Source organism: Hubeiibacter jixunmingi (assembly GCF_041928215.1).
Lineage (GTDB): Bacteria > Pseudomonadota > Gammaproteobacteria > Pseudomonadales > Moraxellaceae > Acinetobacter.
The window spans coordinates 20,954-41,720 of sequence record NZ_JBHFHK010000012.1; the positions used below are offsets into that span (position 1 = coordinate 20,954).

A 20,767-nucleotide genomic window follows, 5' to 3' on the forward strand; every position below is an offset into this window, starting at 1 on the left:
CGAACATTAAGGGATACTGCCGTTGCGTGAGAAACTTGGGATATTCAAACCAGGTTCTTTATGCATCCAAACATAAGTGGCTTTACCAGTAAGATGATCTTCTGGAATAAAACCCCAATAACGACCATCATCACTCTGATCACGATTATCACCCATAGCAAAATATTGACCTGCGGGTACTTCAAAACTTAAATTCTGCTGTTGTGACAAACGATGAGAATCAATCAACATACTCTGCACATAATTTTGTGCAAGCAAGTCTGGTTGCTGTGGCAATAAATATTGTGCTAAGAATTGATGTTCACCAATCGTAGTCAAATATTGTTTGCCTGCTACAGGTAGTTTTTTGATTTGATTATTTTCATTAAGTGTATTTACAATCACCGTAGAATCAGCTTTAAAATCAGATGGTTGTAATTGACCATTAATATACATTTGACCATCACGTATTTCTACCTTATCACCTGGTAAACCGATAATACGTTTAATAAATTTAATCTTTGGGTCTTTAGGATATGCAAAGACTGCGACATCACCATGTTGCGGTGAGCCACTGTCGATAACTTTGGTATTGGTTAAAGGTAAGCGTACACCATAAGCATATTTATTAACCAAAATAAAATCACCGGTTTGTAAGGTCGGATTCATCGACTCAGACGGAATATTAAATGGTTCAAACAAAAATGAACGTACGCATAGGACTAAAGCTAAAATCCACCAAAAATCGTAAGCCCAAGCAACTACAGGATGTAAACGCTGCTGATTGGCTTGATAATGTGCCTGTGCCAGTTGTGTTTCAGCATGGCTCAGTTTATCTTGTGCATGTAACACTTCAGGTGCGTCCACCGCATGTTGCTGCTTTAGGTGTGCTAAATCAGCCTTCGCTTGTTCGACATTTTTTGTAGCCAATGCCGCATCATGCTCTAACTTTGTCTTTTTGTTATAGCTTTTCAGTACCAATTTGTCCAATAACCAAACAAAAAAGAATATTAATGTCAGCGGAACTAAAATTAAATTAAAGTCAAAATTCACAATACTTGCCTATCACTTTATCGAACAGTAGATTACTCAAATCATATAATTATGACATGATAATGATTGAGCCATCCAGCTAAATCATTGGTTGCAAACTATAACATATATCAAAATGTAATTGTGTCATATTTACGTCAATTCATTAAAAGATTATCATCAATATGATGGCTTTTTACAGGGACATTTTGCTTATTAAATTCTACGCAGATTACATCATTTCATCATCACTATAAAGATAACCACAATAAGCATTGTAATACAAGCTAATATGTATAAAGCAATTTTTTTCAAAATCGTCTTGAAAGACGGCACTTGGATATCTGCATTTGATGCCAAATTACTCAATTCTTTTATGCTATGTGTTATGTGTAATGGAAAATCAATCACTTCATAAGCTAAAATTTCACCTGACATATTGTATAAATAAACGACAAAACCCGTGATCTGTCGTGATTTATCCAGCTCATTTGTAATAATGGATGAATGTTGATTTTCATTGAAATAATCTTTCTTTAGCCACACGCTATCGTGCAATATTTGGTTAAGCTTTCTCTCATCACCCTCACCAACAGTATCAAAAATCTGAATTCTGCCACCATATTCAGCCATACATTCATGTGCAATTTTGAATTGTATTTTTGAACCTACAGAGATTTTATTGTGAGCATGTAATCGTTGATTTGATTCAGTAAAAATTTCAAGCTGTTTGGTGTCTTTGTCAGTCATAATGAAGATTGCATTTTTATTGTCTTCTTCATTTAGTCCATCACTCGACATATCAACCACAGTAAGCGGAAAATCAATTTTCATTCCCGTTAACACAGCATTTTGATGATTATATGCAACAAAGGTCAGATGTTTTATTTCTCCCGTTTCGTTTGCACTACACGAAGAATAGACTTCCTGCCCAGCTTTAGGTGTAGCGTGATCATAACCTTGTGGCGTATATCCACATTCTAGCTCATCAATGGTCACAGCAAATTTAGCACCATATTGGTCTTGGCATTCAAAATGCATATACACATCAATTCCCACATTCATCGGCACAACATCATGCCGAGCAAGACGTGTCCCATGCATAGATATACGAGAATAAGTGAGTTTCGCTGTCCCTACACCATCATTTCTAGTTTGATTGTAATTTCGATCAGAAGATTTTGCCAAAATATAATCTACATCGACCAGACCATGAGCCACTGTGACAGATTGTTCATTTTTTGCCAACACGATGATTTGATTTAAATTAACGTTTTGCTTGGCAACGATATTATCGATATGAAAAAAACGTGTGATGGTATGCAGTCCAGCTGGCTCTACTTCTGATGGCTCATAAGCACCACTTATATCATAACCACTTAATTCAGGCTTGACCCAAATTTGTACTGCAATATCACTTTGATAAGTGATTTTGGCGGTAACGACTTGTCCGAATTCAATAGCAGTTCCTAAAGGCACGTCCAATCGAACATCTACAATCTTAAAACCTAAGGGCGGTTCAGTAAAATCAACGCTCAAAGCGTCCGTATAAGATTGAGAAAAATTCTTTTTATCAATCAATTTTGAGAGAAATGCCATGATCCAATCCTAAAAATCCAATCCTAAGAATCAACACGCTAAATAAAAATTAACTTATATGAATCGTTCAAACATTCTATTAATCAACAACATTTAAAGGAAATTCAATAATTTCATGATCTAACAATTCCCCAGAAATATTAAATAGATACAATCCAAAACCTGTAATTTTCCTTGGCTTATCAAATTCAAAAGTCATAATTTCTGCCCAATTACTTTCATCAAAATATTCTTTTTTCAGCCAAACGCTGTCATAGATTTCTTGGTTAATTTCTCGGTCGTCATCTTCACCAACCAAATCAAAAATTTGAATCCGCCCGCCATACTCAGCTACACACTCATAACCTATATCTAACTGGATTTTTGAGCCAACTTTTACACTATCATTCGGCTGTAATTTATTGCCGCGTTCATCAAAAATATCAATTTCTTCATCGTCTTCGTCAGATACACCATAAATGAGATTTTTATCACTATCTTCATCGCTTAAACCATCACCACGCATATCAACAAAAGTCAGTGGAAAATCGACTCTCATGCCTGCCAAATGTGCATTTTGCTGATTATAAGCATTAAACGAAAAATGTTTTAATTCACCTTCTTCGCTGACACTAAAGGTTGAATACATTTCTTTTCCATCTACAGGCGTAGGATAATCATAGCTTGTAGCCGTAAAGTTACCCTCTAATTCATCTGCTGTGACTGAAAATATTGCACCATATTTATCTTGGCATTCAAAGTGCATATAAACATCTATATCCACATTGATTGGCAAGACTTCATGACGAGTAAGGCGTTTGCTATATAAAAATACACCAGAATAAGTCAGCTTGGCTGTGCCTACACCATCATTTTAACGTTGATGATATTCTGGGTCAGATGATTCAATAAACTGATAATCTACATCAAATACCACACCATAAATGATTTGACCATTATCATCTTTAACTTCAATATAGGCTTGCGATAATTTCGGTTCGACCCCATTATTTACATCATTAATAGCGATATAACGGCTAATCGTATGGCGACCTGCTGGCTCTAATTCGGATGGTTCATACTGCCCACTCATCTCGCCACCTGTATCAGGCATGAGCCAAATTTGCACGTCGGTTACACTATCGTAGGTTATTGTGGCAGTAATTTTTTGTCCAAATTCGACTTTACTGCCCATAGGAATATCAAATTCAATATCTATAATCTCAAAACCTGAATTTTTTTGAGTAGGCTCATCGTTAGGATATGTACTTAAACGTTGTTGATTTTCAGGCAGTTGCTGTTTTGAAATAACGAATGTGCTTTGAGTATTGTCACGCTTATTGTTGTTATTGTTTTTACCAAATAATTTTGAAAAAAATGACATCTTGATATCCTTAAGGGTATATGGTTGATTGCCAACTATAGCAAACTATATAATAAACAACCATATACCCAAAGGATTTCAAGTAAAGATATTATTTTTTATCCACTTGCAAAACGGCTAAAAACGCTTCTTGTGGGATTTCAACACTACCCACTTGCTTCATACGTTTTTTACCTTCTTTTTGCTTAGCCAGCAATTTTTTCTTACGACTGACATCGCCACCATAACATTTTGCCAATACGTTTTTACGCATGGCTTTTACGGTAGAACGTGCAATGATCTGTGAGCCAATCGCGGCTTGAATCGCCACATCAAACATTTGACGTGGAATCAAATCTTTCATTTTATCGACCAATGCAATACCACGATGGCGTGCATCATTACGATGGCAAATCATTGCCAAAGCATCGACTTTTTCACCATTAATCAACACATCCACTTTAACAAGACTTGAGCTTTCAAAACGTACAAAATTATAATCGAGTGATGCAAAACCACGCGAGCATGATTTTAAACGGTCAAAGAAATCCATCACCACTTCAGCCATCGGAATTTCAAAAGTAATCGAGACTTGATTACCTAAGAATTTCATGTCTTTTTGGATACCACGACGCTCATTACACAACGTCATCACATTACCCAAATATTCTTGTGGTACGAGAATATGACATTCAGCAATCGGCTCACGCAAATCTTCTACTGTGGTTGCATCAGGCATTTTTGATGGACTGTCGATATAAATGGTATCGCCTTTTTTGGTTACCGCTTCATAGACAACTGTTGGTGCAGAGGTAATTAAGTCTAAATCGTACTCACGCTCCAAACGCTCTTGTACGATTTCCATGTGTAGCATGCCCAAGAAACCACAACGGAAACCGAAACCCAATGCATCTGAACTCTCAGGTTCGAAAAATAATGCCGAATCGTTGATTTGTAGTTTTTGCAACGCCTCACGGAATGGCTCAAAATCACTCGCATCGATTGGGAACAAGCCTGCATAAACCTGTGGCTTAACCTTTTTAAACCCTGGTAATGCAGCAACATCAGGTGTATTAGAAAGTGTAATGGTATCACCCACAGGCGCACCAAAAATATCTTTAATCCCTGCGATCACAAAGCCGACTTCGCCCGCTTCTAAAATGTCAGTTTCTGTATGTTTTGGATTAAACATACCTACAGAAGTCACTGGATGACTTTGACCAGTAGATTTGACCAACATCTTATCGCCTTTACGAATACGACCATGTTTGATACGTACCAACGACACTACGCCTAAATAATTGTCAAACCAAGAATCCACAATCAAAGCTTGTAATGGTGCTTCACGCTCGCCTGTTGGTGCAGGAATGACATCAACCAAACGCTCTAATACCCCTTCTACTCCCAAGCCGGTCTTTGCGGAACAGGTCGGTGCATCAGTCGCTTCAATGCCAATAATTTCTTCAATTTCGTGAATTACACGCTCAGGCTCTGCCTGCGGCAAATCAATTTTATTTAAAATCGGTAAGACTTCTAAATTTTGCTCAATCGCAGTATAACAGTTAGCTACCGATTGGGCTTCTACGCCTTGTGCTGCATCAACAACCAACAATGCACCTTCACAGGCAGCAAGCGAGCGTGATACTTCATAAGAAAAGTCCACGTGTCCAGGGGTATCAATAAAGTTGAGCTGATATTCCTGTCCATTCGGATGGGTATAATACAATGTCACCGACGCTGCTTTGATGGTAATACCACGCTCACGCTCAAGCTCCATGGAATCAAGCACTTGAGCTTGCATTTCACGGTCTTGTAAGCCACCACACATTTGAATAAAACGGTCAGCAAGTGTCGATTTACCATGGTCAATGTGAGCAATAATAGAGAAATTGCGAATATTGCTCATCGGCGTAGATTTTTTCGATTTAGACATTGTAGATGATTACCTGTTACCTGCCAAAACATAGGGCAAAGAAAATTTAGACATGGCATTATAGCGAAAACTTCATCTTGATGGTAGTTTTTTCATTTTCCAAAATGATGTTATGTTTGATGTTGTTACAAGATACACTTTTCAATAGATTCAAAACACTTTTGCAAATCTTGTATCGCTTTTTAAGCTTTATTTTATTTATAATGATTCAAATTTTATTTCTTGAGAATACGATGAAAATTGAATGTGTAAAAGCTTATGACATCCGTGGCGAACTCGGCAGCCAACTCAATGAAGAAGTCGCCTATCGTATCGGACGTGCTTATGGTGAATTGTATCAAGCCAAAACGGTTGCTGTCGGTTGCGACATCCGTTTATCGAGCGAAAGCCTAAAACAAGCTACGATTAAAGGGCTAAACGATGCAGGCGTAAATGTGTTAGACCTAGGCATGACCGGTACAGAAGAAGTGTATTTTGCAGCCTTTCATTTGGATGTACAAGGCGGTATTGAGATTACAGCCAGTCATAACCCTATGAATTATAATGGTATGAAATTGGTACGTGAAAACGCCAAGCCGATCAGTATCGAAACAGGTCTGCGTGACATTCAAGCGATTGCTGAGAAGGGTGAGTTTAAAACCCCAAGCCAACAAGGCACAACGCAAAGCTATAACATCTTGCCTGAATATGTTGATCATTTGATGACTTATATTAATGTCGCAGATTTAAAACCATTAAAGCTTTTGGTGAATGCAGGTAACGGTGCAGCAGGTCATGTGATTGATGAAATTGAAAAGCGTTTCCAAGCTGTGAATGCACCAATTGAATTTATCAAATTGCATCATGATGCCGATGGCAATTTCCCTAACGGTATTCCAAACCCGATTTTATTAGAAAATCAATCTGTTACTCGTGATGCGGTATTGGCTCACGGTGCGGATTTGGGTATTGCATGGGATGGTGATTTTGACCGTTGTTTCTTGTTTGATGAAACTGGTCAATTTATCGAAGGCTATTACATTGTCGGTTTATTGGCGGCTGCCTTTTTAAATAAATCTGGCGATGAAAAAATCGTACATGATCCACGTTTAGTTTGGAATACTTTAGATATTGTCAATCAATATGATGGTACAGCAGTGCAGTCAAAATCAGGACATGCTTTTATTAAAGATGTGATGCGTGCTGAAAATGCCATTTATGGCGGTGAAATGAGTGCCCATCATTATTTCCGTGATTTTGGTTATTGTGATAGTGGTATGATTCCATGGTTATTGGCGATTGATTTGCTATCAAAACAAAATACTACTTTATCTACATTAGTAAATGGTATGATTGCCAAATATCCATGTAGTGGTGAAATTAATTTTAAAGTCAAAGACAGCCAACATACCATTGAGACTGTATTAGCACATTATCAAGCCCAAAATCCTATTTTGGATTATACCGATGGCATATCGGCTGATTTTGGTGATTGGCGTATGAATATTCGTGCATCCAATACTGAGCCTTTATTACGTTTAAATATTGAAGTCCGCCAAGATTTAGACTTGCTAAAACAAGTGACTGCCGACGTATCAGCACTCATCAAAGCCTCAAACGTCTAACGTTTGTATTATTGAACAATAAGCCCTATTGACCAAAATCATAAGGGCTTATTTGATTTTGGCGTTACTAAACACCATTATTCTTAACATGAAACTAACAAATTTTAGCCATTTTTTTAACCATTATGATCAGAATTACTTTATATTTAAAAGCACGTTAATTATCTAAACATAGGATTTATATCATGGGTTTATTCGATTTTATTAAAGGTATTGGTCGTAAAAATACTGCTCAGCCAGCCCCACAACCAACATCTACACCTGTAGCCGCACCTACCGCACCATCAGAGCCTTCTGCACAAGAAATGGCAAATAAACTTTTGGCACACGTTCAGTCTTTAGACTTAGGCATCAAAGAGTTGTCTATCGGTTATAACGGTGACACAGACACAGCAACCATTCATGGTATTGCACATACCCAAGCTGATCGTGAAAAAGTGATTTTGGCTGTAGGTAACATTGACCATGTTGCACGTGTCGATGACCAAATGACTGTCACCACACCAGAGCCTGAGTCAAAGTTCTATACGGTCAAGTCTGGCGACACATTGTCCAAAATTTCTAAAGAATTTTATGGTGATGCAAATCAATATAATAAAATCTTTGAAGCAAATAAGCCAATGCTGAAAGATGTAAATGAAATCTTCCCAGGTCAAGTATTGCGTATTCCACAATAATTTGAACCTATTGGCCAATGAGCCGAAGTAAAAAGAAGTCGTTATATAGCGACTTCTTTTTTTGACTTTTAACCTGATTTAAAGATGTTTGGCACAATATTCAATACAGTCTACGGTTTCTTCCCATCCTATACATTCATCTGTAATTGAACAACCATATATCAAAGGTTGAGCGTCAATATTTTGCTTACCGTGTCGCAAATGACTCTCAAGCATCACGCCTTTGATGCCTGTAATCGCACGTTCATCGATTACTTTTTGTAGTGCAGTGATTTGATTTTTGGCGATTTTTTGACTATTACCATGGCTACAATCCACCACAATTGCAGTCGCTTTGGATTGCTGTTGAATTGCCAAGATACTTTCTTGGTCAAAATTAGTACTATGTTGCCCACCACGCAAAATCAGATGCCCGCAGCGATTGCCGATACTACTATGCATTGCCATTTGACCATATTCATTCACACCCAAAAAATCATGGGGTTGTCGAGCAGATTGAATCGCATCAAGAGCAATTTTGACATTGCCGTCAGTACCATTTTTAAAACCTATTGCATAAGGCAGTAGACTGGCAATTTCACGATGGATCTGTGATTCGCTGGTTCTGGCACCAATTGCACCCCAGCTATAAATATCATCAAAATAATGACTTAACATTGGATTGAGCACTTCTGTCGCCAAAGGCAAATCCATTTCTGCCAGCTGAACCAATAATTGGCGACTTAATTGTAAACCGCTCGCCAGATTCTGTAAGTGTTTTTGTTCGGCATTTTCAAGGCTTGGATCATATACATACCCTTTCCAACCTACTGTACTACGTGGCTTTTCGATATAAGCACGCATGACAATTTTTAATTGTTGTTGATATTTGCTTGCCAATATTTTTAAGCATTCTGCATATTCCAGCATTGCCTTAGCATCATGAATAGAGCAAGGCCCTACTACCAATAAGAAGCGTTTATCCTGACCATTGAGAATGTTCTCAATGTCTTGGCGATGTTTAATAATATTTTCTTTGGTACGATCGCTGAGTGCGTACTTTGTTTTTAACTCAATCGGTTGAACTAATGCTTGTGCCGTATAGTCTAGCGTTACAGGCTGATTGCATTGGGTTAAGTTCTTCACGGCTCTATAGCTTAATGTTTGGCTGAATTCAGTATGATACATGATTTTTCTCACAAAATAATTTTTCGATGTTTAAAATGTATAGCTTTACTCAAAGTACAGCTATGACAAAGTGTTGGCCAAAAGACCCAATCACCCTGATAAAAACAGTAAAACGTATCCATATCTTGCTCCTAAAGCTGGTTCATCAAAAATAAAAAAATATTAAAATTGCCATAAAAAAACCTGACTGGTTATGCCAATCAGGTTAAATATCATGATGGGCAAACCTTCTTTTGCCCACGATGCATCGGGCAATCAATCAAATTGCCAAAAATAAAAATAAGCGTGTTGTGATGGCATGTAAGTCATGATACCACTCCAAAAAATCTTCATTGATAAAATATGCAAAAAAATCAAGTTTGGCAAGTGTTTTCAGAAATTTTTTTATCATAACTATCTTTATAATGAAATCTTGACGATTAGACTGCATTCAATAAAAAAAAGCCATAATTTCTTATGGCTTTTTAATCAATCACTTAGATCATATTAAGCACGTTTTGTTGCTTGATCCGCAGCGATTGTAAATAATACATCGGTAGATGAATTAAGTGCTGTTTCAGTAGAATCTTGAAGCACACTAATCACCATCCCTACAGTAATCACTTGCATCGCAATATCACTACTGATGCCGAATAAACTACATGCCAATGGAATCAAAAGCAAAGAACCACCTGCAACACCCGCTGCACCACAAGCACACACTGCTGCGACCACAGACAAGATCAACATCGTTGCCAAATCAACTTGAATACCCAAAGTATGTACAGCTGCCATCGTCAACACGCTGACAGTCACTGCTGCACCAGCCATATTGATGGTTGCACCCAAAGGAATACTGATTGAATATACAGATTCATCCACGCCCATTTTACGTGCTAAATTTAAGTTTACTGGGATATTTGCAGCAGAGCTACGTGTAAAGAAAGCCGTTACGCCACTTTCGCGTAAGCACGTCAGTACCAATGGATAAGGGTTACGACGTGTGATGATTGCAACAAGAATTGGATTAATGACTAATGCAACAAAGAACATCGTACCTACAAGTACTGCCAAGACATGTGCATAATTCTTTAATGCATCTGCACCTGCTTCAGCAACTGATACAATCACGAGACCCAAAATACCTAATGGTGCAAGGCGAATCACGAAGCTAATAATCTTCGCAACAGCTTCTGACAAATCACGCATCACTTGCTTGGTAGTTTCATTTGCGTGACGAATGGTAATCCCTAAACCGACAGCCCATGCCAAAATACCAATGAAGTTTGCATTGATTAGTGCATTAACTGGATTGTCAATAAAGCTCACCACAAGGCTACTTAATACAGTCAATACATCACCAGGCGGTGTATTTTTGTTATACGCATCAACTTGCAAGTTAAGCGTAGATGGGAAAACTTGACTCACCAAAACCGCAGTCACAGCAGCTGCCACTGTACCCACGATATAAAGTATAAGAATTGAACGAATCTGTTTATTACTTGATGATTGATAATTGCTGATCGCAGACATCACCAAAACAAATACAAGAATAGGCGCAACAGATTTCAATGCCTTAATAAATAAATCACCTAAAATAGTGAAATGTTTCGCACTTTCTGGGAAGATGAAAGCAACAGCAATACCCAAAATCAGGGCAATAAAAATTTGAGTAATGAGACTCAAACGATTCAATAGACTAAACATCGCAAATATGTGCCTTGAGCTTAAATTTAGGCGAACAAGACTATAACAATTATGTTTGCTAATCTAGTTCTTTTTATACCTTTAAACCGATTTAATAATTAAAAATGATCATTTTGTTAATTATTTGTTCATTTTTCTTATACTAAAAGGTAATTTTCAAATAACGAATTATTATTTTATGAGCTGACATAGACCGAAAAAAAGATTAAAATAACAGACAAATTTTACACAACCCGCCTGTTTGGATTTTTTATGAGCACAATTACTCCCTTAAATCAACGTCATACTGCCAATGCGATTCGTATCCTAGCGATGGACGCAGTACAACAAGCCAATTCTGGTCACCCAGGTGCACCTATGGGTATGGCGGACATTGCCGACGTGTTATGGCGTGAATTTTACCAACACAATCCAAGCAATCCAAACTGGGCAAACCGTGATCGTTTTGTATTATCAAATGGTCATGGCTCGATGTTGCACTATGCCTTATTACATTTGACTGGCTACGATGTCAGTATTGATGATTTAAAACAATTCCGCCAATTGCACTCAAAAACCCCAGGTCATCCTGAGTATGGTTACACAGCAGGTATTGAAACCACTACTGGCCCACTAGGTCAAGGGATTGCCAATGCAGTGGGTTTTGCTTTGGCAGAAAAAACCTTAGCTGCTCAATTTAACAAAGCAGACAACGCAATTATCAACCATTATACCTACTGTTTCTTGGGCGATGGCTGTTTGATGGAAGGTATTTCGCACGAAGTGTGTTCATTGGCAGGGACTTTAGGCTTAGGTAAGTTAATTGCTTATTATGATGATAATGGTATTTCAATTGATGGTGAAGTTGAAGGTTGGTTTAGCGACAACACTGAACAACGTTTCTTGGCTTATGGTTGGCAAGTGATTAAAGTTGATGGTCATAATCATCATGAAATCCGTGAAGCGACCAAACAAGCTCAACAAGAGACCAACAAGCCAACTTTGATTATTTGTAAAACCATCATCGGTTTGGGTTCACCAAATAAACAAGGTAAAGAAGACTGCCATGGTGCACCACTTGGTGCAGACGAAATTGTTTTGAGCCGTGAAACTTTGGGTTGGACTGCAAGTGCATTCGATATTGCTGAAGATATTTATAGCCAATGGAACGCCAAAGAAAAAGGCGATCAAGCTGAGCAAGCATGGAATCAACAATTTGCTGACTATCAAGCCAAATATCCTGAGCAAGCTGCAGAGTTACTACGTCGTATCAGTGGTGATTTACCAAGTGATTTTGTAGCGAAAGCAGATGAATTTATCGCTGCAACACAAGCAAAAGCTGAAAATATTGCAACACGTAAAGCAAGTCAAAATACCATTGCTGCTTTTGCACCATTGTTGCCAGAGATTTTAGGTGGTTCAGCAGATTTAGCTGGTTCAAACTTGACACTTTGGAAAGATGCCAAGGGCGTAAATGAGCATGTTGACGGCAACTATGTCTATTATGGCGTGCGTGAATTTGGTATGACGGCGATCGCTAACGGTGTGGCATTGCACGGTGGATTTATTCCTTATACAGCAACTTTCTTGATGTTTATGGAATATGCACGCAATGCAGTACGTATGGCAGCTTTGATGAAACAACGTGTGATTCAAGTTTATACGCATGACTCTATTGGTCTAGGTGAAGATGGTCCAACTCACCAACCGATTGAGCAAGTGGCATCATTGCGTCAAACACCAAATATGTATACATGGCGTCCATGTGATACGACAGAGACTGCTGTAGCGTGGAAAATGGCATTGCTTAGCCAAAATGCACCAACTGCATTGATCCTTTCTCGTCAAAACCTTGCACCACAAAATCGTGATGCTGAGCAAGTTAAGGCGATTGAAAAAGGCGGTTATATCCTTGCTAAAGAAAAAAGCGAGCTTAAAGCAATTATTATTGCAACGGGTTCGGAGATTGATTTGGCAATGCAAGCTTATGCACAACTTGATGGCGTGCGTGTAGTGTCTATGCCATGTGCAGAATTGTTCAGCCAACAAGATGCAGCATACCGCGAGCAAGTGTTGCCAAGCACTGTGCGTGCTCGTGTAGCAGTGGAAGCTGGCATCGTTGATTACTGGTATAAGTTTGTTGGTTTAGACGGTAAAGTCATCGGTATGACCACATTTGGTGAATCAGCCCCTGCCAAAGATTTATTTAAGCATTTTGGTATTACTGTTGATGCAGTGGTTGATGCAGTGAAATCTTTGGTTTAATCATTGGTTTAATAAAAATCTTGATAAACTGATCATTTTCAATAAAACCAACTAGCCTAGACTGGTTGGTTTTATTTTTAGCTCAATTAAGCTGAGTATTCTTTATCATTTTAAATTAAAAATTCACGGCATTGATAGTGATAAATATTTCTTTATAAATCTATGATTATTAATCATGACAATAACGCAAAATGAAATTCTAAATAATGTTATTCTAAATCCCCACAGCCAAACACTTACTTTATTAAACACGAATTTTGAGCGATATGATGTTTAGTTTACAGCAGAAAAATTTATTCAATGCATTTATCGCATCAGTTCCTTTATCTTTGTCTGTTGTGCCGTGGGGTATTTTGTGTGGCACCTTAGGTATTCAAGCAGGCTTATCGCCTTTTCAGTCACAACTCATGTCATTAGCAGTGTTTGCGGGTTCTGCACAGCTGGCTGGATTAGCTATTTTTATGGCGGGTGCAGGTTGGTTATCATTAATTAATACCACGATCATGGTCAATGTTAGGCATTTACTCTATTCTGCGACTTATAAAGAATATATTTTACCGATGCCTTTTTATAAACGTTTTTGTTTCGCATTTTTGTTAACTGATGAAATGTTTGCTTTGACGGAAGAAAATACCAAACGTACTGGTGCTTTTGATTATACCTATGCGATGACAGTAGGTTTGACATTTTATATCTTTTGGAATATCGCTACATTTATCGGTATTTATGCTGCAAATTATTTTAAAAATATTGATAGTTTAGGTTTTGATTTTGCGATTGCTGCGACATTTATTGCCATGCTCATACCAATGTTAAAACAAAAAATAATGATTATTGTAACGGTAATCACCGCAGTGCTCTGTTTGATTTTGGAAATGATACATTTTAAAAATGCATTATTGATTTCAGCCATAGTCGGTATGTTTGTAGGTAGTATGCTCACAGACAAGCAAGGATATATCAATGACTGAATATTATAGTTTGGCAATTTTATTGATGACTTTGCTTACTTTTTATATGCGGTATGCATTTTTCTCACGTCTATTACCTATCAAAATTCCACCAAAAGTAAAGACTTTATTACTCTTCACTGCACCATGCGTACTGGCTGCCATGATTATCCCGATTATGTTCAAAGATACGCTGGCAACGCATTCTTTCGCTCAAAGTATTCATAGTGCCTACTTTTGGGCAAGTTTAGCTACGATTATATTCAGTTTGGTCATTCGTAATACTTTGGTGGTAATTGGATTAAGTATGGCAGTATTTTATGGCTTACGCTATTTTATTTTTTAAAATAAGTTTTGTGAATTGTGTTTAAAATAAAAAACCACCTTGCGGTGGTTTTTAGATTGTATTAAAACAAAATTAGTTTAATTTTGCAGTAACATAATCGATCGCAGACTGTACAGTAGTAATTGCGTTTGAATCTTCATCAGAAATGGTAATATCAAAATCATTTTCAAATGCCATTACTAATTCAACTAGGTCTAGTGAATCAGCACCCAAGTCATCCATAAAAGATGCTTCGTTTTTAATCTCATCCGCATTCAAACCCAATTGCTCAGCAACTGCTTTTTTAACACGTTGTTCGATATCGCTCACAGGAATTCTCCTACTCTGTTGTGGCGTTTAGATTGCCATTAAGTTTAAAACAAATTTCAAAAGAATAAAAGCATTCTTTTGTATTAGATGGTTTCAAAATCTTTCGAATACGACTTATCAAAAAATTTAAAAACACATATTAATTCATATACATGCCACCATTGACATGCAATACTTGACCAGTCATATAGCTTGCTTTATCGCTTGCTAGATAGCTCACCGCATCGGCGATGTCTTGTGCTTCCCCCAAGCGGTTGAGTGGTACTTGTGCGATCAGTTTTGCTTTGACATCATCACCCAAAGTATCCGTCATATCCGTAGCAATAAAACCTGGAGCGACACTATTGACAGTGATTTGGCGACTACCCATTTCTTTAGCAAGGCTACGACCAAACGCTTCCATACCTGCCTTAGCTGCTGAATAATTAGTTTGTCCAGCATTGGCAAAATGTGCAACCACCGAACTGATATTGATAATACGGCCAAAACGTGCTTTGGTCATGCCTTTAAGCACACGCTTAGATAAACGATATACCGCTTTGAGATGGATATTGAGAATATCATCCCAATCTTCTTCACTCAAACGCATCAACAAGTTGTCACGAGTAATACCAGCATTATTTACAAGCACTAAGACAGCACCGTATTTTTGTTCGATTGATGAGATAAGGCTTTCAATATTCTCTGCATCACGCACATCAAGCACCATACCTACGCCATTCTCTGCTAACTGTGTACTAATCGTATTAGCACCTTGCTCGCTGGTCGCTGTACCGACAACAAAAAAGCCATCTTGTGTAAATTGCTGTGCAATCGCTGCACCGATACCACGGCTCGCGCCTGTTACCAAAGCGATTTTTTTATCACCAACAATATATTCTGTCATAAGTTTACCCTTTCAAATGCTGTAAATGATTGACTGCATCACCAAAACGACTTGGTGTATCCAAAGGTAAAACTTGTTGTACAAAAGGCAAACGTTTTGCCAAATTGCTCAATACATTACCTGCACCACATTCTACCAAGTATTGGATGCCATGTTGTTCTAAATAAGATAAAGTTTGTGTCCACTGCACAGACTTATATAATTGTTCAGTCAATGCTTGTTTGAGTTCATCAGTATTATTTGCCACTTGCACATTGACGTTATGAATAACAGGAATTTTTGGCAATTGCCAATCAATTTGATTTAGGCTTTGTGCAAATTGCTGTGCAGTATCTTGCATCAAGCTACAGTGTGATGGCACAGAAACAGGTAATACAATTGCTTTTGCACCTTGTGATTTGGCTTGTTCGATTGCCACATTGACAGCTTGCGTTGTGCCTGCAATCACGACTTGACCTTTGGCATTAAAGTTTGCTGCATCAACTTGACCGACACCTGCATTTTTAGAAACATTTTGGCATAATTCAATAACTTGGGCATCATCCCAGCCCAAAATTGCTGCCATTGCCCCCTCGCCTTCAGCAACAGCTTGTTGCATCAATTGACCACGCAAATGTACTAATTTAACCGCATCTTGCAGAGAAATCGCTTCCGCTGCCACCAAAGCACTATACTCGCCCAAAGAGTGTCCTGCCAAATATACAGGCAAAATTGTGTTGTTTTCACGCCATGCACGCCAAATCGCTACACTTGCCGTCAGCAGTACAGGCTGTGTATAGGCGGTTTGATCTAACTTTTCACCTGATTGTGCGATATTCCACAAATCAAAGCCTAATGCTTGTGATGCTTCTGCAAAAGTCTGCTCAATCACAGGATAATGTTGTGCCAACTCTGCCAACATACCTACTTTTTGCGAGCCTTGTCCTGGGAAGACAAAGGCAACGGATGAATTGTTGAGTGCTGTCATATACGTTTCTAACAATCTTGATTTAAAATACTTGGTAAGATTAACAAGCAAATTCATATTCTGCTAGCATCAAAACTATCTTTATTTGCTCGAGTTAAAATTTTAAAATTCAAGCAATCTTGCAAAGTAAATATTTTCAATATATTGTTTTTTATCATCTTTTAAAAATTATTTCGGCAAAACTGCAATTTCTCACACACATTTAGAATTGCAAATCCGTTCAGATGTTAATTTTTGTAAAGTGATTTTTAATTGCATCATCATCAGATAATGCATTAAAAATCACAATTACCGATTACAAACGCTCTAAAATTCTTTGTGGAAAAGCTCTATCACGGAATAAATGCTCAATATCAGAGACTGCAAGATAGCGTTCTTTTTGTCCTTGTTTACCCAAAACTTTAAGTAAAACTGGAAACTCACCACGCATCAATAATTTATCGATTTTACGACGATGTGCTTGATTACGTACATAGTTGGCTTCTAACATACGGTCAATTTCTGTGGCATTTAACCCCAATTCTTGCTGACCATTTTGATCTATTTTAGGCGAAGCAAATCGCTTTAATCGCTCTAATTCTTGTGGCATATATACGGCTTCATGATTCAGTAAACGTGATCCTGTGCCTTTTTTATCAAGAATTTTACCTCGTAATTGGTTGAGTGCCACACCGTCGTTGACATTATGATAAATCTGTCTAGGGCTGAAACCGTGTGCTACGCTGGCGATGACTTTGATTGCTCTAGGTGATAATGGTTGTTCACCGTGATCTGCACCTTTTTCGATATGTGATACCGCATCGGCAATCTGCTGTAGGCTTGCGTTGTCATTATTTAAATCGCCACGTGCCACCAATGCGCGTAAAAATGGACAAGGATTGTTCGGTGAAACCGTGATTTCTTGTTGTGTAGCTGTGACTTGTGTAGCTGTATCTTGCTCTTGTTGATTGGCATTTTCACTTGGACGTTGTGTGATACTTACTGTCAAAGTAGGTGGTGTTGCGGTAGAAAGCATGTTTGAAGTCACTGTTACGCCGTTGTTACTGTTGTTATTTGGGGGGAATATCATATGCCATATTGTGCTCGATAAAATGTGTTTTGGTGTTGTTTTATAACATAGTTTTGAAGATTTGGATAACAGTAATTTATACCGATGAGTACATTTTTAAATTTTCTTCTTCAACAGGCTTTATCACGATGTTTATTTAATCGTTTATAATGCATCAATATCTACAATTGGAATAAATTCATACGCTACTTCTTCATAAGGATGGCTGGCATATAAGGCTTGTTTCACTTGCTTGGCAATATCTTTAGGAATAATGATTTCTACTCGCCATTCACTCAGCATTTCTAATTTATCCAATTCACCAATAAATGGCTTTGCACCACTGGTCGGCATAAATTGTCCCGTACCTAGTACTTGCCAAGCACCATTTTTTTAATTGCCCAACTGTCCTGCACCTGCATCAAATAATGCTTGTTTGGTGCTATCGAGATGACTGTCAGGTACATAATAAATTAATTTATACATTTTATTTTCTCACTTATCATGGTGTTTTTAGTCAGTTTGACAAATCGCCTGCCAAACTTTTAGACTATCGCTCATGGCTTTGACATTATGTGTACGCACGATACTCGCACCCTGTTGTACACACCACAAATGTGCCATACTACTGGCAATATCCCTGTCTTTTACATCAGCTTGATTGAGTAATTCACCGATAAAACGTTTTCTTGATAAGCCTGCTAAGATTGGATAACCCAGTTTATTTAATTGTTTACAATACTTCAATAATATTAAATTTTGATGACTATTTTTAGCAAAACCAAACCCTGCATCAATAATAATATGATGCTTGGCAATCCCAGCATTTAAGGCATCATCAATACGTTGTTGCAACTCACACAGAATTTCTGCCATCACATCTTCATATACTGCCAAACTGTTCATCGTTGCAGGTTCACCACGATTATGCATCAGAATTACTGGAATATTCAGTTCACGAGCAGTTTGTAATGCATTCGGACGTGTCAATGCACGCACATCATTCCAAATACTCGCCCCTGCTGCTACGGCTTGACGCATCACTTCAGGCGAACTGGTATCAATCGATAAATTAAGATGGTAAGGCTTCAAAGCTTCTACAATCGGCATAACCCGATCTAATTCTTGTTGTAATGATACTTCAGGTGCATTGGGACGTGTTGATTCACCACCAATATCAATAATACTTGCACCATCAGCTTGCATTTGTAATGCATGTTGTACTGCATTATCGATGCGTTGATATTCACCACCATCGCTAAAGGAATCTGGCGTGACATTTAGGATGCCCATAATCTGTGGTTGTGAGAAATCCAGAGTATTTTGATTATTTAAGTGAAGCTGTTGATGTGGTAATTGTTCTATCGTAAACATAATCATCTCACCAAAAAAGATTTATTCCAATAAAAAAATAACCGCATCGAAATACGGTTATTGATTGCAATTTTATACCAATAGATGCTTATTTTTTAGCATCTTTCTCAGCACCGCCACCAAATAATGGACCCATGCTGCTATTGCCACCCATTTTCTTTTGCATAGTTTGAATACCACGCAACATTTTATTAATACCTGATGGTGAAGAGAATTTTTTCATCATTTTCGCCATTTGAGCATGATGTTTGATGAGTTTATTCACTTCTTGCACATCTACGCCTGCACCTGCTGCGATACGGCGTTTACGGCTGGCATTCATTAAGTCTGGATCACGACGCTCTTTTAAGGTCATCGATTGGATAATCGCTTCCATTTTTTTGACATGCTTTTCAGGTTGGGCTTGTTCAATGGCTTGTTGCAAACCTGCACCATTCATACCCGGTAGTTTGTCTAAAAAGCCCATCATACCGCCCATGTTTTTCATTTGTTCAAACTGAGTCAGCATATCTTCAAAGTTAAACGAACCGCCTTTTTGCAGCTTTTTCGCCATTTTTTCGGCTTTATCACGGTCGATTTTGCGTTCAACTTCTTCAACCAAAGATAAAACGTCACCCATACCCAAGATACGTTGTGCCACACGCTCTGGATGGAATGGCTCAAGGGCATCCAGTTTTTCACCCATACCCAAGAATTTGATTGGCTTACCTGTAATCGCACGTACAGACAATGCTGCACCACCACGCGCATCACCGTCAGTCTTGGTCAAAATAACACCAGTCAAAGGCAAGGCATCATTAAATGCTTTCGCAGTATTCGCTGCATCTTGACCTGTCATGGCATCGACAACAAAAAGGGTTTCTGTTGGATTGACGGCTGCATGAAGTTCCTTAATTTCATCCATCATATCGCTATCGATGTGCAAACGACCTGCTGTATCGACAATCAATACATCTGCAAAATTAAGTTTTGCAACACCAATCGCACGTTGTACAATAGCAATCGGTGCTTCAGCGGCATCAGATTCAATCCATTCTGCACCCACTTCCGCTGATACAGTTTGTAACTGTTTGATTGCTGCTGGACGATAAACGTCAGCAGATACAGTCATGACTTTTTTCTTTTGACGTTCTTTTAAGAAGCGTGCTAACTTGGCGGCAGTAGTCGTTTTACCCGCACCTTGTAAGCCTGCCAACAAAATTACCACTGGTGGTTTTGCTGCCAGATCTAAGCTCTTGTTTGCCTCACCCATCATCTTGGTGAGTTCGTCATAAACGATTTTTACAAAGGCTTGTCCTGGTGAAAGCTGTTGTAATACTTCTTGTCCTAAGGCTTGTTCTTTAACTTTGGCAATAAAATCACGCGTTACAGGCAGTGCAACATCGGCTTCGAGCAATGCCATACGCACTTCACGAAGCGTGTCTTTGATATTGTCTTCTGTGAGCTGTCCTGTACCAGCTACATTGCGTAGACTCTGCGTGAGTCGGTCGGTTAATGTATCAAACATTGTCAATTCCGCTTAAAAAGGCTAAATTACAAAAAATCTTTCTCTGTATATGGTAGATGATTTTGTGCAAATATGCGATAGTAATCACAGTGAGACAAGCATATTGTTTGCTTTTTG

The 20,767-nt window shown here is 38.2% G+C and carries 18 protein-coding genes and 1 pseudogene; 5 read left to right on the plus strand and 14 right to left on the minus strand.

The features are described 5' to 3' along the window. Positions 1–6: 6 nt before the first annotated feature. The 5 genes from lepB to lepA form a co-directional block, all read right to left on the minus strand. On the minus strand, positions 7–1,032 hold the full coding sequence (lepB, locus tag ACEYX7_RS03240) for a signal peptidase I (RefSeq protein WP_374806821.1): 1,026 nt from the start codon (positions 1,030–1,032) through the stop codon (positions 7–9). A 216-nt stretch (positions 1,033–1,248) separates the two neighbouring features. Next, positions 1,249–2,610 carry a hypothetical protein gene (locus tag ACEYX7_RS03245; RefSeq protein ID WP_374806822.1) on the minus strand — a complete coding sequence of 454 codons (1,362 nt, stop codon included), beginning with the start codon at positions 2,608–2,610 and terminating at the stop codon, positions 1,249–1,251. A 79-nt stretch (positions 2,611–2,689) separates the two neighbouring features. Further along, positions 2,690–3,355, minus strand: a complete 666-nt coding sequence (locus ACEYX7_RS03250) for a hypothetical protein (protein ID WP_374804518.1) — start codon at positions 3,353–3,355, stop codon at positions 2,690–2,692. Between the two features lie 108 nt (positions 3,356–3,463). Beyond that, the gene (locus tag ACEYX7_RS03255) at positions 3,464–3,973 is read right to left on the minus strand and encodes a hypothetical protein (RefSeq protein WP_374804520.1); all 510 of its coding nucleotides are present in this window, start codon (positions 3,971–3,973) and stop codon (positions 3,464–3,466) included. A gap of 91 nt (positions 3,974–4,064) precedes the next feature. Further along, positions 4,065–5,885 (minus strand): translation elongation factor 4, encoded by a 1,821-nt coding sequence (gene lepA / locus ACEYX7_RS03260; protein ID WP_374804522.1) that lies wholly within the window; start codon positions 5,883–5,885, stop codon positions 4,065–4,067. A gap of 233 nt (positions 5,886–6,118) precedes the next feature. Between lepA and ACEYX7_RS03265 the strand changes: the two genes are divergently transcribed. Further along, entirely contained in the window at positions 6,119–7,489 is a 1,371-nt protein-coding gene (locus ACEYX7_RS03265; protein ID WP_374804524.1) for a phosphohexomutase domain-containing protein, read from the plus strand. Between the two features lie 185 nt (positions 7,490–7,674). Next, positions 7,675–8,166, plus strand: coding sequence for a peptidoglycan-binding protein LysM (gene lysM, locus ACEYX7_RS03270; RefSeq protein ID WP_374804526.1), 492 nt, complete (start codon positions 7,675–7,677; stop codon positions 8,164–8,166). A gap of 78 nt (positions 8,167–8,244) precedes the next feature. Here the strand turns inward: lysM and ACEYX7_RS03275 are convergent, their stop codons facing one another. Together ACEYX7_RS03275 and sstT are read right to left on the minus strand one after the other, a co-directional pair. Continuing rightward, positions 8,245–9,333, minus strand: coding sequence for a 3-deoxy-7-phosphoheptulonate synthase (locus ACEYX7_RS03275; protein ID WP_374804527.1), 1,089 nt, complete (start codon positions 9,331–9,333; stop codon positions 8,245–8,247). A 486-nt stretch (positions 9,334–9,819) separates the two neighbouring features. Further along, positions 9,820–11,019, minus strand: coding sequence for a serine/threonine transporter SstT (gene sstT, locus ACEYX7_RS03280; RefSeq protein ID WP_374804529.1), 1,200 nt, complete (start codon positions 11,017–11,019; stop codon positions 9,820–9,822). 252 nt (positions 11,020–11,271) lie between these two features. On the opposite strand from sstT, the gene tkt reads away from it, so the two are divergent. From tkt to ACEYX7_RS03295, 3 genes are all read left to right on the plus strand, one after another. Next, a complete protein-coding gene (tkt, locus tag ACEYX7_RS03285) occupies positions 11,272–13,263 on the plus strand; it encodes a transketolase (protein ID WP_374806823.1) in 1,992 nt (663 codons plus the stop codon). A gap of 269 nt (positions 13,264–13,532) precedes the next feature. Beyond that, positions 13,533–14,234 carry an AzlC family ABC transporter permease gene (locus ACEYX7_RS03290; protein WP_374804533.1) on the plus strand — a complete coding sequence of 234 codons (702 nt, stop codon included), beginning with the start codon at positions 13,533–13,535 and terminating at the stop codon, positions 14,232–14,234. Then, complete coding sequence (locus ACEYX7_RS03295; RefSeq protein WP_374804535.1) at positions 14,227–14,559, plus strand: AzlD domain-containing protein; 333 nt, start codon at positions 14,227–14,229, stop codon at positions 14,557–14,559. The genes ACEYX7_RS03290 and ACEYX7_RS03295 overlap by 8 nt, the downstream gene beginning before the upstream one ends. Positions 14,560–14,631: 72 nt before the next feature. Here the strand turns inward: ACEYX7_RS03295 and acpP are convergent, their stop codons facing one another. From acpP to ffh, 7 genes and pseudogenes are all read right to left on the minus strand, one after another. After that, positions 14,632–14,868 (minus strand): acyl carrier protein, encoded by a 237-nt coding sequence (acpP, locus tag ACEYX7_RS03300; protein WP_374806824.1) that lies wholly within the window; start codon positions 14,866–14,868, stop codon positions 14,632–14,634. A gap of 139 nt (positions 14,869–15,007) precedes the next feature. Then, positions 15,008–15,754, minus strand: a complete 747-nt coding sequence (gene fabG, locus ACEYX7_RS03305; protein ID WP_374804539.1) for a 3-oxoacyl-ACP reductase FabG — start codon at positions 15,752–15,754, stop codon at positions 15,008–15,010. A gap of 4 nt (positions 15,755–15,758) precedes the next feature. Continuing rightward, on the minus strand, positions 15,759–16,721 hold the full coding sequence (gene fabD, locus ACEYX7_RS03310) for an ACP S-malonyltransferase (protein ID WP_374806825.1): 963 nt from the start codon (positions 16,719–16,721) through the stop codon (positions 15,759–15,761). A 295-nt stretch (positions 16,722–17,016) separates the two neighbouring features. Further along, entirely contained in the window at positions 17,017–17,748 is a 732-nt protein-coding gene (locus tag ACEYX7_RS03315; protein ID WP_374806826.1) for a hypothetical protein, read from the minus strand. Positions 17,749–17,934: 186 nt separating this feature from the next. Further along, positions 17,935–18,255: pseudogene (locus ACEYX7_RS03320) on the minus strand (NGG1p interacting factor NIF3). Positions 18,256–18,282: 27 nt separating this feature from the next. Further along, on the minus strand, positions 18,283–19,143 hold the full coding sequence (gene folP / locus ACEYX7_RS03325; RefSeq protein ID WP_374804546.1) for a dihydropteroate synthase: 861 nt from the start codon (positions 19,141–19,143) through the stop codon (positions 18,283–18,285). Between the two features lie 88 nt (positions 19,144–19,231). Beyond that, positions 19,232–20,650, minus strand: coding sequence for a signal recognition particle protein (ffh, locus tag ACEYX7_RS03330; RefSeq protein ID WP_374804548.1), 1,419 nt, complete (start codon positions 20,648–20,650; stop codon positions 19,232–19,234). Between the last annotated feature and the right edge of the window lie 117 nt (positions 20,651–20,767).